Origin of the sequence: Gordonia polyisoprenivorans NBRC 16320 = JCM 10675, from assembly GCF_000241325.1 — a bacterium.
GTDB classification, from domain to species: domain Bacteria; phylum Actinomycetota; class Actinomycetes; order Mycobacteriales; family Mycobacteriaceae; genus Gordonia; species Gordonia polyisoprenivorans.
Map to the genome: position 1 here is coordinate 1 of NZ_BAEI01000097.1, position 15,176 is coordinate 15,176.

At 65.4% G+C, this 15,176-nt stretch carries 13 protein-coding genes; 5 read left to right on the forward strand and 8 right to left on the reverse strand.

Annotation, left to right across the window (positions count from 1 at the left end; translation table 11 throughout):
- The first annotated feature begins 143 nt into the window (after positions 1-143).
- Entirely contained in the window at positions 144-905 is a 762-nt protein-coding gene (gene istB, locus GOPIP_RS27370; protein ID WP_006373156.1) for an IS21-like element helper ATPase IstB, read from the forward strand.
- A gap of 325 nt (positions 906-1,230) precedes the next feature.
- Here the strand turns inward: istB and GOPIP_RS27375 are convergent, their stop codons facing one another.
- On the reverse strand, positions 1,231-2,013 hold the full coding sequence (locus GOPIP_RS27375) for an alpha/beta fold hydrolase (protein ID WP_006373157.1): 783 nt from the start codon (positions 2,011-2,013) through the stop codon (positions 1,231-1,233).
- A gap of 159 nt (positions 2,014-2,172) precedes the next feature.
- Positions 2,173-5,310 carry a replicative DNA helicase gene (dnaB, locus tag GOPIP_RS27380; protein ID WP_006373158.1) on the reverse strand — a complete coding sequence of 1,046 codons (3,138 nt, stop codon included), beginning with the start codon at positions 5,308-5,310 and terminating at the stop codon, positions 2,173-2,175.
- Positions 5,311-5,854: 544 nt separating this feature from the next.
- On the opposite strand from dnaB, the gene GOPIP_RS27385 reads away from it, so the two are divergent.
- Positions 5,855-6,526, forward strand: a complete 672-nt coding sequence (locus tag GOPIP_RS27385) for a hypothetical protein (RefSeq protein ID WP_035728932.1) — start codon at positions 5,855-5,857, stop codon at positions 6,524-6,526.
- Between the two features lie 212 nt (positions 6,527-6,738).
- On the opposite strand, the gene rplI is transcribed toward GOPIP_RS27385, so the two are convergent.
- From rplI to rpsF, 4 genes are all read right to left on the reverse strand, one after another.
- The gene (gene rplI / locus GOPIP_RS27390) at positions 6,739-7,191 is read right to left on the reverse strand and encodes a 50S ribosomal protein L9 (RefSeq protein ID WP_006373161.1); all 453 of its coding nucleotides are present in this window, start codon (positions 7,189-7,191) and stop codon (positions 6,739-6,741) included.
- Between the two features lie 21 nt (positions 7,192-7,212).
- A complete protein-coding gene (rpsR, locus tag GOPIP_RS27395; protein WP_006373162.1) occupies positions 7,213-7,473 on the reverse strand; it encodes a 30S ribosomal protein S18 in 261 nt (86 codons plus the stop codon).
- A gap of 25 nt (positions 7,474-7,498) precedes the next feature.
- Positions 7,499-8,023: a single-stranded DNA-binding protein gene (locus tag GOPIP_RS27400; RefSeq protein WP_006373163.1), complete on the reverse strand. Its 525-nt coding sequence runs from the start codon at positions 8,021-8,023 to the stop codon at positions 7,499-7,501.
- Between the two features lie 111 nt (positions 8,024-8,134).
- A complete protein-coding gene (gene rpsF / locus GOPIP_RS27405; protein ID WP_006373164.1) occupies positions 8,135-8,416 on the reverse strand; it encodes a 30S ribosomal protein S6 in 282 nt (93 codons plus the stop codon).
- A 196-nt stretch (positions 8,417-8,612) separates the two neighbouring features.
- Between rpsF and GOPIP_RS27410 the strand changes: the two genes are divergently transcribed.
- The 3 genes from GOPIP_RS27410 to GOPIP_RS27420 all read left to right on the forward strand — a co-directional run bounded on the left by GOPIP_RS27410 (position 8,613) and on the right by GOPIP_RS27420 (position 11,160).
- Entirely contained in the window at positions 8,613-9,011 is a 399-nt protein-coding gene (locus tag GOPIP_RS27410; protein ID WP_006373165.1) for a VOC family protein, read from the forward strand.
- Positions 9,012-9,130: 119 nt separating this feature from the next.
- Positions 9,131-10,582, forward strand: coding sequence for a glycosyltransferase family protein (locus GOPIP_RS27415; protein ID WP_006373166.1), 1,452 nt, complete (start codon positions 9,131-9,133; stop codon positions 10,580-10,582).
- Positions 10,579-11,160: a GNAT family N-acetyltransferase gene (locus tag GOPIP_RS27420; RefSeq protein WP_006373167.1), complete on the forward strand. Its 582-nt coding sequence runs from the start codon at positions 10,579-10,581 to the stop codon at positions 11,158-11,160. Before GOPIP_RS27415 ends, GOPIP_RS27420 begins: the two co-directional genes overlap by 4 nt.
- Here GOPIP_RS27420 and GOPIP_RS27425 read toward each other — a convergent pair.
- Both GOPIP_RS27425 and GOPIP_RS27430 read right to left on the reverse strand, forming a co-directional pair.
- The gene (locus tag GOPIP_RS27425) at positions 11,157-12,764 is read right to left on the reverse strand and encodes a glycosyltransferase family 87 protein (RefSeq protein ID WP_006373168.1); all 1,608 of its coding nucleotides are present in this window, start codon (positions 12,762-12,764) and stop codon (positions 11,157-11,159) included. The genes GOPIP_RS27420 and GOPIP_RS27425 overlap by 4 nt on opposite strands.
- Complete coding sequence (locus GOPIP_RS27430) at positions 12,757-15,048, reverse strand: transglycosylase domain-containing protein (RefSeq protein ID WP_006373169.1); 2,292 nt, start codon at positions 15,046-15,048, stop codon at positions 12,757-12,759. Before GOPIP_RS27430 ends, GOPIP_RS27425 begins: the two co-directional genes overlap by 8 nt.
- Positions 15,049-15,176: the final 128 nt, after the last annotated feature.

The window sequence follows — 15,176 nt, forward strand, 5'->3', positions numbered from 1 at the left end:
CACCACCACACCACCGGCACCGATGCCACCGGCGTTTCTACGTGGCCCGCACGCCTTCACCGGCGACCTCGACACCGCAGCCAACCAGTAAGACCACTCCAAACACATTCACTAACAACATTTTTCACAAAGGACCCATTCTGATGAGCATTCATGACCCCAGCCTGCGAGCCGCGCTGAAAACGTTGAAGTTGACCGGCATGCTCGACACCCTCGACGCCCGTCTGGCCCAAACCCACGCCGGCGAACTGGGTCACCTTGAATTCCTGCAGGTGCTATGCGAAGACGAGATCGCCCGCCGCGAGACCGCCGCCCTCGCGCGGCGCGTACGCCGCGCCCGCTTCGAACAATCAGCCACCTTCGATGACTTCGACTTCACCGCCAACCCGAAACTGCCCGCCGCGATGCTGCGTGACCTCCTCGCGCTGCGCTGGCTCGACGCCGGTGAATCAGTCATCCTCTACGGACCCGTCGGAGTAGGCAAAACCCATGTGGCACAAGCACTCGGCCACCAAGTCGCGTTACGCGGACACGACATCCGATTCGTCAAATGCGCCCGCATGCTCGCCGACCTCGCCGGCGGCCACGCCGATCGCACCATCGGGCAACGCATGCGCGAATACACCCGGCCCACCGTCCTGATCATCGACGACTTCGCCATGCGCGAGCACACCACCACCGGCTCCGACGACCTCTACGACCTCGTCTCCGACCGCGCCATCGCCGGCAAGCCAGTCATCCTCACCAGCAACCGCGCGCCCAAAGACTGGTACCCACTGTTCCCCAACCCGGTCGTCGCCGAATCACTGCTCGACCGACTCATCAACACCAGCCACCAGATCCTCATGGACGGTCCCTCCTACCGACCACGCAAGCGCCCCGGACGGACACCGAAAAACAGCTGACCAGTCCTCGCAGCTACGCTCAACCCAGCACACCCAAACATGGGGAAATCCGTGACGGACACCCCTGAGGAATTACGCGACCGTCGACAAGTATGAAACATGTTGGGCAACAACACTATCGACGACACCAACGACGGAGAGTAGGGACGGCGACGACCTCCAGCCTGACCCCGACTCCGACGCTGCCGATCGAGGTCGAAGCGTTGATGAAACAACTCCGGCTACCGCGCCCACGCGATCGCCGCCGACGTACACGCCACCGCCCGCGCCCGACGGTTGAGTTGACCTGCTCCGCTCAACCCGTGACGGCCGAGAGCGCCGCGGGCTACGACCCCGCCATGCGCTCCAACCAATCGCCGAGCAGCGCGAAGACGGCAGCCGATCGGTCGAGATGAACGTTGTGCCCGCCGGCGTCGAACACGGCGAAAGTGGCGCGCGGATAGTGCTCGATCCTGGCCCACGCATCGTCGTAGCCGACAACCTGATCCTGCCGCGCCGTGATGAACAGCGACGGCTGAGTGAACGGCGCAGGAGACGCATCCTCGGGCTCAGCCGACAGCGCATAACGCTCAGAGATGCGATCCAATGCCTGCTGGTCTGCCGCAGCGAGCCCGGGGTGCGCATACTCCAGGAAGGCCTGCGCGTTCTCGCGAGTGTGAACCACGGCCATCTCGGCATACTCGGACCCCACGTCACCGAGTTCGCGCAGCACCGCTGCATCCTCCGACAAGACCGTCCGCTCAGGCACCGTCCGCTGGGAATGGTCCGCTACGAAGACGGCAGCAATGGTCGCCAACCCGAGCACACGGGATCGGAAGTCGTGTGCCAGTCGACGGGCCAGCATTCCACCGAACGAGTTCCCGAGCACCGCGAACGGCTCGTCACCAATCCGGTCACGAATCTCAGCCGTCACCGCGAGCACGACATCCTCCGCGCTCGACACGTCGCCGGCGGGACTCTCGCCGTGGCCCGGAAGGTCGAAGTACAGCCGCCGCCATCCGCCAGCAGCCTCGATCAACGGGTCCAGCGGCAACAGCAACCGATGATCAACAGAGAAACCATGCAACAGCACCAAAGGGACGCCCGACCCCCGCTCGACGACATGCATACCCCGACGGTAGAGGCCCGCAGCTGTCCCGCGTCAAGAGGACTGGCCGGACAGTGCTGACACGAGCTTGGAAACATCCGGATCTACTGACATTTCCACTGACACGAGCTTGGAAACTGACAATTTCTCGTGGAACCTACAACCGATAGCGGCAAGTAGTCAGCCCCTCGCCATATCCACGAACCTGCTCAAATGTAGTTGGTGCGCAACAGTAATCGTGGCGGTTGGACCATTGCGGTGCTTACCGACGATGATGTCGGCCTCGCCAGCGCGGGGGTCGTCGCGCTCGAATGCGTCGGGCCGATGAAGCAGGATGACCATGTCGGCGTCCTGCTCCAGGCTGTTGTGAACAGCGATGCCATCTGCGATGAAATTGTGGGTGCCTGGAACGGTTCCGTCGTAGACGTTTTGCACACCGACGGATTCGATCGAGACGATCTCGTCCCAGTACACGTCGTTGCTCACCGTGAGGTCGATGTCTGCACCATCGAGAAGCTCTGCGATCTCACTGAGGACTGAGCGATCGGCCACTGCGGTCCGCGACCGGGCAGCCGAGTCAAGGCTCGCCGGGACGAGTTCGAGAGCATCGAGAAGCTCGTGCATTCGCTTTGACGTCGTGACAGACCGGACATCGTCGGACTTGGACAAGGGCCGCGGCACGGCGAGACCCACGGTGGCTGCCAACTGCGAGAGCTGATCGTATCCGGTGACCTCAACGGTTCCGCTGGCGGTGATCACCGCGAACACACCCACACGTGCCAGGAGATACACCAAGTCCCGTGCGTGTTGAGCCGACTGGGCGGGCAATATCCACGCAACGTCAGTCATCCTAGCGCCGTTGACAATCAGGCCACGGAGCACCTCTGTCACCGAGTCGTCGGCGAGCCGGCGAACATCACCCTTCGGGTCCGCAGTCGATTCGCGGGGTTCGGGAACGTTCCGCGGAACGCCCAGCCGCTCGCCGACGCCGATCTCGGCCAACGGAATCCAGCCGTCGACGGTCATGAACGGATGATTCCCGGTCGCCTCGACCACGCGTCCCGATGCCATCCGCACGCGGAACACTTCCTTGCGTCCACTCGGGAACACCTTGACCATGGGCCTGGCAACCATGCGAAGGCGTTCGTCGAGCGACCACACGAGCGGTTGCTCTCCGGACTCCAACAACTCGCCGATGGTCACCTCGGACCCGTTGTCCGCACGAAGGATTCGCGTCGATGCGGGAAGACAACCCGATTCGCGCAGATCCGACACCTGCGGCTTCTTGTCGGTTCGCTGCTCGGGACCACGGTTCAGCTGGCTGATCGCGACCACCGGAACCTCGAGTTCCTTTGCGAGAAGCTTCAATTGACGGGAGAACTCCGAGACCTCTTGCTGACGTGACTCGACCTTCTTGCCGGAGGTCATCAGCTGCATGTAGTCCACCACAACGAGTTTCAGGTCGTTGCGCTGTTTGAGCCGTCGGGCTTTGGCGCGGATCTCCATCATGGTGAGGTTGGGTGAGTCATCAATGAACAGCGGCGCCTCGGAGATCTCACCCATACGTCGGGCCAGTCGGGTCCAGTCGTCGTCGGTCATCGAACCGCCGCGCATGTCACCGAGTTTCACCTTGGCCTCGGCCGAGAGTAGTCGCATGACGATCTCGACCTTGCTCATTTCCAGGGAGAACATGGCGCCGGTCATGTGGTGGTGAATTGAGCACGACCGCAGGAAGTCCATGGCGAGCGTTGAATTGTGGGTGGGTACCATCGCCTCACCGGCGAGGAACAGGTGATCATCGTTGTCGACCTGCACGCACCGCACCGGGACGCTGTCGACGGGACGCACCGCAACGATGCGCCGCACGCCTGCCGGGCGTCGGAGCTCCTTGTGCCGCAAGGCTTTGTGGTGAACGGTGAACACGTCGTCGTCGGCGTCGACGCGCAGCCACCCGGTGGCCGAACGACGGTAGGTGTAACCGAGCCCGGCGACGAGGTCGGCCACCACGGCCGTCATGTGCCGGGTGGCGGCGGGCACCGTGATCCAGCCGTCGTCGTCGACGGTCGCGCGTGCGTCCAGCAACCCGGCGAGCAGGGCGCGGCGCTGAGCGATGGACCCGCGCAGATACTCGTAGGGGATGCGCCCGCCGAGGTCGGCCATCAACGTCATCACGTCGACGGGCCCCTCGGCGTCGATGCGCATCCCGATCTCGGGATCATCGAAAGCCATGCCGGCCAACGCGGCGACGGTGTATGGCCCGTAGGCAAACCGCTTGCGCGGCAGTTCCAGTGGCTTGGTGTTGCGGATGAACGCGCTGCCGACGTGGGCACACATGCCCTCGGTGGTGACGACCTGACTGCTGCCGTCGACCTCGATGGCCCACTCGTGCCAGGCGTCGGCGAGGATGGTGTTGCCGTCGGCGAATTCGACCTCGTAGCAGGGCCGTTCGGTCATGACATCGGTCGCGGCCACGACAGTGGTGGGGCGGCCGTGGGCGTCGAGCAGTTTGTCGCCGACGGCGACGCGGCCCATCGTGGTCCAGCCCGTGGGCGTCGGTAGCGGTGTGTCCAGCGACAGCGCCTTGCCGACACCAGGACGTGCCGCCACGATGATCATCTGCCCCGGATGCAGTCCGTTGGTGAGCTTGTCGAGATCGGCGAAACCCGTTGGCACACCGAGTGACAGCCCGCCTCGCGAGGCGATCGAGTCGATCTCGTCCATCGTCGGCTGCAGGAGTTCCTCGAGGGGGACATAGTCCTCGGCGGTGCGGCGCTCTGTCACCTCGTACACCTCGGCCTGCGCGCGGTCGACGACCTCGGCGACGTCCTGGCCGTCAGCCCCGGAGTAGCCGAACTGCACGATGCGGGTCCCGGCCTCCACCAGTCGCCGCAGGATGGCCTTCTCGGCGACGATCTCGGCGTAGTAGCCGGCGTTCGCGGCGGTGGGCACCGTGGAGATGAGGGTGTGCAGATAGGGTGCACCGCCCACGCGGCGCAGCTCTCCGGCGCGTTCCAGCTCGGCGGCGACGGTCACGGCGTCGGCAGGCTCACCCTTGCCGTAGAGCTCGAGGATGGCGTCGTAGACGGCTTGATGTGCAGGCCGGTAGAAATCGGCCGGGCGGATCTTCTCGACGACGTCGGCGATCGCGTCCTTCGACAACAGCATGCCGCCGAGTACCGATTGCTCGGCGGCCATGTCCTGTGGCGGTTGGCGGCCGAACTCTTCGGTCGGGATCGGCGCTTCGTCGTCGAAACCCCCGGACCCCCCGCGTCCGGAATCACGCCGGGCGCCGTGCCCGCGATCATCGACAACCGCCACCGATGCCCCAACCTCTCGCGCCGATCACGGCAGATCCGCAACACGGATCCGCCCCTGCTCTCTCTGCCGTACTCAGTACCCGACGTACTCAATACCCGCGGCCACCGACAGAACCCGCGATCACGTCGCCGACACCGGTGCCGATTCACCCTGAGAGGTGACCCTAGGAGGAGACCGGCGCGCGTTCAAACGCGCCTGTGGACCGAGCTGTGCACCAATTGTGGACGCGTAGCGCGCGGCCTGTGGGTCGTCGGCGACGGCCTGTGGACAAGATGGGGAATGTTGACGCGATTTGTCCCATCACCACAGGTCAGACCATGTGCACGAATTCCACAGAGACGAGTTCTTTACTTCCTCGGCGTGTCGCTTGAATGTGGCGGCCGGGCGTGTTGCGAGTGACGGCAACCACTGGGCGTTTACCAGCTCGTGAACAGTCCGTGAGCCGGCGATGACACCGCGTTGGGACGCTCTCGAACCGCTCGGAGCGGAGCATCGGCCACGACGAGGATCAAACGCTCTCCCGCCTCCGCACGACTGTGATGCAATGAAGCCCGTGTCCAGGATTCGCACGTTCGGTACGTTCTCGCGCGCGCTCGCCACGGTCGGCGTTGCCGCGGCCTTAGCCGTCGTCGCGCCCGCCATGCTGGCATCGGATGCGTCGGCCGCTCCGCCGCCCCCGATGCCCGCAGAATTCGACCTGAGCCGCTACACCCCGGTGAGCCCCGACGCGTTCCGCTCGTTGGCCTACGAGGACAACGGGAGGTCGTTCTTCACCACCGGTCGCTACATGTGTCAGATCGGCCCGCAGTACCGCTACGTCGGCTGTGCGGGCAGCCCGGCCACCGCACCCGCCGACACCCCGACGTCGCAGACACTCGGCGCGACCATTGCCGGCGATCAGCAGGGGCCGTTCTGGGTGCGCACCAACTGGCCGTTCGCCCCGACCTATCGATTCGGCTCCACGACCGGGTTCCGCCCGCCGGTCCTGCACGTCGGGCAGCGGGTGACGATTGCAGGGGTCACCTGCACGGTGCCGACGCCGAACGAGGTCGCCTGCCGAACCGGTTCTCGCGCACTGATCTTCGCGCCCGGATGGCACAAGTTCTTCTATCCCGCATGGGATCAGTCACACGACGGCAATCCGGCGCCGCAGTATCTCCCTGCAGCGCTTCGGGGTTCGAGTCAACTGCCGGCGGCGCCTGTGGCGCCGGCGTGAGGTGCGTTGCAGCGCAAGGGTTACGCGGTCTCGAGGCTCGGCACCTGGGGCGCCTCGCACCTCGACCACCGATCAGAACGACCATCGATCGAATATCGACCGATACCCGACTTTCGATCAGAAAACGACCATCGATCGAAATGCACTTCGGCCCGCCGACCACGCATCATGTGCGTGATCGGCGGGCCGAAAGTTGTTGCGTGCGAGCCTGATCAGCCGGCGACGACGGCCAGCGACACGGTCGCGGCGACGTCGGGGTGCAGGTTCACCACGATCGGGAAGCTACCGGTGGCCTTGATGTGGCCCTTGGGCAGCTCCACGTTGCGCTTGTCGACGACGGGGCCGCCGGCCGAGCGGATGGCACCGGCGACGTCTGCGGCGGTGACCGAACCGAACAGCTTGCCCGAGTCGTGGGTCTTCACCGACAGCGAGACCTCGGAGAGGTTCTCGAGTGCCTGCTTGAGTTCGTTGGCATGCTCGAGGCCGCGGACCTCGCGGGCGGCCTGCGCCCGACGGATGGTCTCGACCTGCTTCTCGGCGCCACGGGTGGCCTTGATGGCCAGACCGCGGGGCAGCAGGTAGTTACGGCCATAGCCGTCCTTGACCTCGACGGAATCGCCGGCCTCACCGAGGTTTTCCACGGCAGCAGTCAGGATGAGCTTCATATCGTGTTCTCTCCCTTCGGCTTATCGGCTGGTCGAGGTGAACGGCAGAAGCGCCACCTCACGCGAGTTCTTGACGGCCACGGCGACGTCGCGCTGGTGCTGGACGCAGTTGCCGGTCACGCGACGCGAACGGATCTTGCCGCGGTCGGACAGGAAGCGGCGCAGCAGCGCGGTGTCCTTGTAGTCGATGGTGCTGGTGTTCTTGTCCTTGCAGAAGGAGCACGCCTTGGTCTTGGTGACCTTTTCGACGCGCACCTTCCGGCTGCTCTTTTGCTTAGCCATGTGATGCTCCAGTCAAAAATGTTTCTTAGAAAGGTGGTTCGTCGTCCCCGCCGCCGCCACCGAACGAGGAACCGCTCGCGGGCGCACTGCCCCACGGATCCTCGGGTGCGGACTGGCCCGATCCGCCGCCGCGGCTTGCGCCGCCACCGGACGAACCGAAGTTTCCACCGCCGGACGATCCGCCGCGCGAGGCGCGGTTGACCGATGCGGTGGCGAATTTCAGCGAGGGACCGATCTCGTCGACATCGAGTTCCACAACCGTGCGCTTCTCACCCTCACGGGTTTCGTAGGAACGCTGCTTGAGGCGACCCTGCACGATGACGCGGGTGCCCTTGGTCAGGCTCTCCGTCACGTTCTCCGCCGCTTCGCGCCAGATGCTGCACCGCAGGAACAGCGCCTCGCCGTCTTTCCATTCATTGGATTGACGATCGAAGGTGCGCGGAGTGGAGGCCACCGTGAAGCTGGCGACCGCGGCACCCGAGGGGGTGAACCGCAGTTCGGGCTCAGCAGTCAGATTGCCTACAACGGTGATGACGGTTTCGCCTGCCATGTGTCTCCCCTTGGTCGTGGTTGGGCACTCGATGATCGATGTGCACCGGACTAGTGATTCACCCTAGGGTCCGGTACCGACTATCTCGGGACATCGGAGAAAGCCTGTGTACTACTTCCGGAGAACCTTGGTGCGGAGCACCGACTCGTTCAGCTTCAGCTGACGATCCAGCTCGCTGACGGTGTTCGGCTCGGCGTTCAGGTCGATGACGGCGTAGATGCCCTCACTGTGCTTGGCGATCTCGTAGGCGAGACGGCGCTTGCCCCAGATGTCGACGTTGTCGACCTTGCCGCCGTCCTTGCGGACCACGTTCAGGAACGTGTCCAGGGACGGAGCAACGGTGCGCTCGTCGAGACTCGGGTCGAGGATGACCATCAATTCGTAATGACGCATGTGACCACATCACCTCCTATGGGCTCATCGGCCACGGACTGTCCGTGGCAGGAGGGTCGCCTGCGTCGGCAACCGTTCCAAGATACACGAGGTACCCCTGACCAGCGAAATCGCGCTCCACAGCCGATCGCGGACACGATCTGGCCGCTATCGGCTGCACGCTGGCGGCATCACATCCGAGAAAGGGCGCACCCTCATGTACTTCGCAGCCACCCGCATCCTCACCGACGACGTCGACGGTCTGGTCGGCTTCTACGAGACGGTCACCGGCCTACGCGCGAACCGTCTGCATCCGCTGTTCGCCGAGTTCACCACCGATTACGGCACCCTGGCCATCGCGTCGTCGACGACCATCACGGCGATGGGCGACGACGTACTCACCGCCGCGTCGAACCGCTCGGTGATCCTCGATTTCCTCGTCGGCGATGTCGACGAGGTGTATCGACGTCTCACCAACGGGCATCTGACCGACGTCGTCGACGGATTCGTCAATGACGGCCCCACCGATATGCCGTGGGGCAATCGCTCGTTTCTCCTGCGCGATCCCGACGGGAACCTGGTGAACTTCTACGCACCTCTCGCCGACCGGGACTGACCCCGCATCGGAGCGGCCCCGATCCCGACTGACCGGTCCGTCGGGATTGGGAGTGAGCCAAGTCACCGTTCGCCGGTCGATTTCATGGTGCGCGGGGCGTTCCGCTTACCCTGTAGCGCATGTCCGACCGCCTGAGCACGACGTTCCGCTACGGGCGCGTCACCCTGTCGCGTCGCGGGGATCTGATCCTGATCCTGACCGTGTCCCTGCTGTTGACCTTGCTGTTCATGTATTGGAGCTACGAGGTCAAGATCAAGTGCGTCGGTCCACCGTTCTTCCCGGACGGGCGCAGCCACAAGTGGCCGGTCGGCGATCCGCACGCGATCATCCCCTGCTACTCGGATCTGGCGTACCTGTGGGTGGGTCGCGACATCAACAACCACGTCTTCCCGTACATCCACGGCGGTATCGGCGCCAACGGCCAACTCTTCGGTGGTTCGGTGGAGTACCCGGTGCTCTCGGGAATCCTGATGTGGCTCGGTGCGATCGGCGCGCACACCGACGTCGACTTCTTCCGCCATTCGGCGGCGCTGCTCGCGCCGTTCGGTGTGGTGATCACCGCGATGCTCGCCGTGCTCACCCGCTGGAATGTGTTGTGGTGGGCGATGACCCCGCCGCTGATCCTCTACGCCTTCCACAACTGGGAACTGCCGGTGGTGGCGACCGCCGTCGGTGCCGTCGCCGTCATGGCCTGGGGGGCGAGCATCAAGCCGTCGACGGGCGAACGCCGAATGAGTTTGCGTACCAGCGCAATCCTCGCGTCGATCCTGCTGGCCATCGGATTCTGTCTGAAGCTCTACCCCGGATTCTTCGTGCTGCCTCTGGCGATCTATGTGTTGACCGGCGGTCTCCGCGGGCGCCGAGCGCTCGACTGGATCGGCGCGGCATGGGTGGCCATAACGGCTGCGCTCACCGTCGTCGTCATCCAGTTGCCCTTCATGGTGCTGGGATACGACGGGTGGCGCGCGGCGCTGACCTTCCAGGGCAAACGTCGCGCCGACGTGGACACCAACTCCATCTGGTACTGGGGCCTACGCCATCTCACCGGCGGCCAGGACGGCACCTACAACTCGATCGTCGGCGTGTTGTCGCCGACGCTCATCGTGTGCGCCTTCGTCGTCGCGGTGTATTTCGGCTGGCGGCAGTACAACCGGACCGGGCTGTATCCGTGGATCGGTGTCAGCGCGGCGATGCTCGCCGGTTTCATGGTGTTCCACAAGGTGCATTCGCCGCAGTACACGCTGTGGATTCTGCCGTTCTTCGTGCTGCTGCGAGTGCGCTGGCCGGTCATCGTGGCGTATCTGATCGCCGATTTCATCCTCGACACCACCATCTTCCGGTTGTTCGGCATCTATGTGTCGGGCGAGCCGATGAAGTGGTGGGTGATGGCCGGGGTCAACGTCGGCGTGTGGGTGCACGCGGTGTTGCTGGTCTATCTCATCGGCGCCTTCGTCAGCGCGGGTCTGCGCGAACCGCTCGCCTCGATCGGCCGACACCCAGACCTCACCGACGCGGCCTCGTCCGAACCCGACGACGCACCACCCGGGCAGCGCGTGCCCGCCGGGGCATGAGCGACTGGCTCGGCACCGGCCCGCTCGTCGGGGACCGGGTGACGTTGCGGCCGTTCACCATCGACGACGCCGACGCACTCGCACGGGTCGTCGGCGATCCGGCCCGATTCCGTTGGGTGCCCGGCGTCCCGACCGACGCCGACTCCGCGGCCCGATGGATCTCGGCGGCGCTCGCCGATCCCCAACGCCGCGTGGCCTTCGCCGTCATCGACAACACCGACGGCCGGCTCGTCGGCTCGACGAGTTTCTACGACATCGACCCGGCCAACCTGTCGGTTGCCATCGGCTACACGTTCTACGCCGAGGACGTTCAGGGCACCACGGTGAACCCGACCGCCAAATACCTGTTGATGCACCACGCCTTCGAGCAGTGCGGGGCCGTCCGGCTGGTTTGGCACACCCACGAGAGCAACACCCAATCCCGGGCCGCCATCGCCAAATTGGGCGCCACCTTCGAGGGGCTGCTCCGCAAACACCGACGCTTCGGTGACGGCTGGCGCACCACCGCGCAGTTCGCGATGATCGACGAGGACTGGCCGGCTGCGAAAGCTGCTCTGCGGGAGCGGATTCGGGGCTAGGGGTACGCCCCGACCTCCTCAATCACGGTCTCCTCGTCCGCAGCCCTCCGGGTGCGTCGCGTCCGCCCCAGCGATAGCCGATCCGCCGCACCGTCGAGCACCCCACCCGCCGGGTCGTCGAGTTCGTTGCCCTCGTTGTCGCGGCGCATCAGGTCGTTCTCGGGCCGCAGGACCTGCCAGATGACGATGATGCAGAGCGCGATCACGAACAGTGCCCGGATCACGATGATCGTGGTGAACCACTCCTGCGGCAACCACTTTCGGCTGGGATCGATGAACAGCGACATCCGCGGAATCCACACGAGGGCGTCGATGGTCATCCACGCGAGCAGCAGGCGCGTGTGCGGGATGGCCAGCACCGCCAGCGGCACCAGCCACAGCGAGTACTGCGGGCTCCACACCTTGTTGACGAGTAGGAACCCGGCAACGATCAGGAAGGCCACCTGCGCGACGCGGGGTCGGCGTGGCGCAGCCATGCACAACCACCCGATGCCGAGGACGACGAGAATCATCAGCCCCAACGAGACGATGTTGAGGACGTCGACCTTCCACGTGGCACCGACCGCCTTGGCGGCCAGACGCAACAGGGTGTCGGCGTCGGCGCCGCGGTCGGAATTGAGCCGGAAGAACTCGTACCAGCCGTGGGGATACAGGATGAGGATCGGTAGGTTCACCGCGGTCCACGCGATCACCGCCGCCGCGGCCGCCGCGCACCAGTCGCGCATCTTGCCCGACCGCAGACACAGGAAGAACAGCACCACCAGCAACAGCAGCGGATAGAACTTGGCGGCTGTCCCCAGACCGATGAACATGCCTGCGAGCCAAGGCTTCCTGCGCGCCCAGCACAGCAGGGCCACGGCCAGGGCTGCGGTGGCGATGGCGTCGAAGTTGGTGAAGGCATGCACGATCACCAGCGGGGAGACGGCCGCGAGCCACGCCGCCCAGATACGCGTCCGAGCGGTCAGTGCGGTGGCCCAGACCGTGACCAACCAGAACAGTGCCAAACCCAGAGCGGCGACGTCGAAATAGAGCACTGCGGGCAACGCACCCGGGATGCCCCAACGGTCCGATGCCGACGCCCATTCACGACCCAGCCAGGCCGTGGCGTACATGTACATCCCGGTGATCACCGGATATTCCATGTACCGCTTGATCTCCTGGCCGTCGCCGTTCTTCTCGAACCAGAAGGTCTTGTACGGGAATTCGCCCCTGTCGAGTTGTTCGGCACCGAAGAGCGAGATGACGTCGGAGTAGCAGAGGTCGGTGAACTGACGCTGATCATCGCGGTCGAGTTTCACCGCGGGCTGCCCCTGGCCCGGATTCACCACCACTTCCTGCTGCAGGCAACCGGCCTTGCCGAACCAGCTCAGCGCCAACGTGCACAGCGCGAGCAGAAACAACACCCGGATCGGCGTCCAATGACGGCTGCGTCCCACCGCTGCGTGCGCACCGAGGGGGCCGCCGACGGCCCGCGAGGCCTCGGCGACCACCGGATCGTGGTGGCTCGGGATCAGCCGACGCGTGTCGGTACGAAGGTCGGCGGCCGGCGGCGCGGGACTGTCGTCGGCGACCTCGTCGGTCGGCGGCGGAGTCCCGTCAGCCACCGGGCGCAGGGACCGCTCCTTCGTCGCCGGTACCGCCCTCGCCGCGGGTGCCGCCTCCGGTACCGCCGTTGCCGGTGCCACCACCGGTGCCGCCGTCACCGGCACCACCGCTGGTACCGCCGTCACCGCGCTCCGCGCCACCCGGGACCGGGATGGTGATGCCTGGTGCGATGGTGATCGCTCCCCCACCTCCCGGATAGTCGGGGGTCGGCGTCCGTTGACGCGTCGACGGATAGTTGTTGTTGTACGAGGTGGGCGGCGGCTCGTACGGGACGCCGGCCTGGCCACCGACCGCTGCGGGCTCGGGGAACTGCTCGATGGGCTGGCCCTCGAGTGCGTCGTCCATGCCGCGCTTCCAGATCTGCGCCGACAGACCGCTGCCGTAGACCATCGACCCGCTGGCGTTGACCAGGGCGGTGCCCTTGTCGGTGCCCACCCACACCGCGGTCGAGAGCTGCGGGGTGTAACCGACCATCCACGCGTCCTTGTTCTGGCCGGTGTTACCCAGCTGCGCGGTGCCGGTCTTGGCCGCCGACGGACGCGAACCCAGCTCGTCGTCGTAGAGGTTGTTGTTGTTGGAGTACGCCGCGATCGGCTCGAGCGCCGCGGTCACGTTGTCGGCGACCTTGGCCGGGAACACGCGCTTGCCCGGGTCGGGCTGGCGCTCGTAGAGCACGTCGCCGGTGGAGGTCTCCACCTTCTGCACGAAGTGCGGAGCACGGTAGATACCGGATGCGGCGAAGGTGGCGTAGGCCGAGGCCATGTCGATGACGCGGGACGGGTACTGCCCGAGCACCACACCGCCCTGCACGCTGCCGTTGGATTCCTGCAGAGTGTGCGCGATGTCGCCGAAGGACTCCGCGATACCGGCGGCATGCGCGGCATCGGCGACGTCCTGCGCCTGGTTCTTGAGGTCCATCATCAACCGGTAGTACACGGTGTTCAGTGACATCTTCATCGCGGTCGCGAGGTTGCACGAGCCGCAGCTCTCACCGTCGGAGTTCTCAATGGTCAGCCCGCTCGGGGTCTGATATGGCGCCGAGCTGTACACCTTCGACAGGGGGATGTCCTGCTCGAGCGCCGCGGCGAGGGCGAACACCTTGAACGACGATCCGGTCTGCAGACCCGCCTGCGCATAGTCCCAGCCCTGGGCGTCGTCGCCGCCGTAATAGCCCGCGACCCCACCGGTACGGGGATCGATCGACACGGCGGCGTCGCGGATCTGCGCCGGCTCGCCGACGAGAATCCCGTTGGGGCACTTGTAGATGTCGTTGTCGCGGCACGCCGCCTGCACGAGGCCGTTCTGCACCTGCGGATCGATCGTCGTGGTGATCTTCAAGCCCTCGGTGCGGACCTGCTGCTCGGAGATGCCGAGATCGGCGAGTTCGGCGAGCACCTGCCGCTTGATGAGGCCGTTGGGTCCGACAGTCTCACCGGTCGCCGTCGGCGGCGGCGCCACCTTGGGATAGCGGATCGCCGCACGGTCGGCCTGGGTGATCGAACCGATCTGCACCATGCCGTCGAGCACGTAGTTCCATCGGGCCGTCGCCGCCTCCTGATTGACCGCCGGGTCGTAATAGGAAGGTGAGCGGATCGCCGCGGCAAGCACCGCCGACTCGGCGGGTGTCAGATCCTTGACGTCCTTGCGGAAGTAGGCCTGCGCAGCGGCCCCGACGCCGTAGGCGCCCCGACCGAAGTAGATGGTGTTGAGGTAGGCCGCCATGATGTCGTCCTTGGACCACTCGCTCGACATCTTGGTCGCGATCACCAGCTCACGCAGTTTGCGCTCGTAGCTGTGTTCATCGCCGACCAGCGCGTTCTTCACGTACTGCTGGGTGATGGTCGATCCACCGCCCGCGAGATCGTTGTCGGTGATGCGACCCCACACCGCGCGGGACAGCCCTCGGATGGAGAAACCGTCGTTGGTGCGGAACTCGCGGTCCTCGGCGGCGATGACGGCGTCCTGCATCGACTTGGGGATGTCGTTGATGCTGACGTCGGTGCGGTTGCCCTCCGGCGGCACGATCTTGGCCAGGGTGTTGCCCTTGGTGTCGACGATCGTGGCGACCTGGTTCTGCTTGATGTCGCCCGGGCGCGGCACGGTGACCGTCGCATAGGCGATCAAGAAACCCACGATCGCGACCAACGCGACAACCGGGACGATCAGACCGAGCGCACCCACGATCCACGCGACCAGCCGGAACCGCGAACGCTTCGGGTCCTGACCGGTCTTGGAGTCGGTGGATGTGGTGCGCCGCGACGTCGTATCGCGTGACTCGCTCATCGTCGGACCTCCCAATGAACCGCATACACCATCGGCTCGACGTTCCTCACACTACTTGTCGGCATGATTGCCGCCTGTCGGCATGTTTGCCGCCCACCACTCTGACGCACCGACGAGCCGCAGCCAAA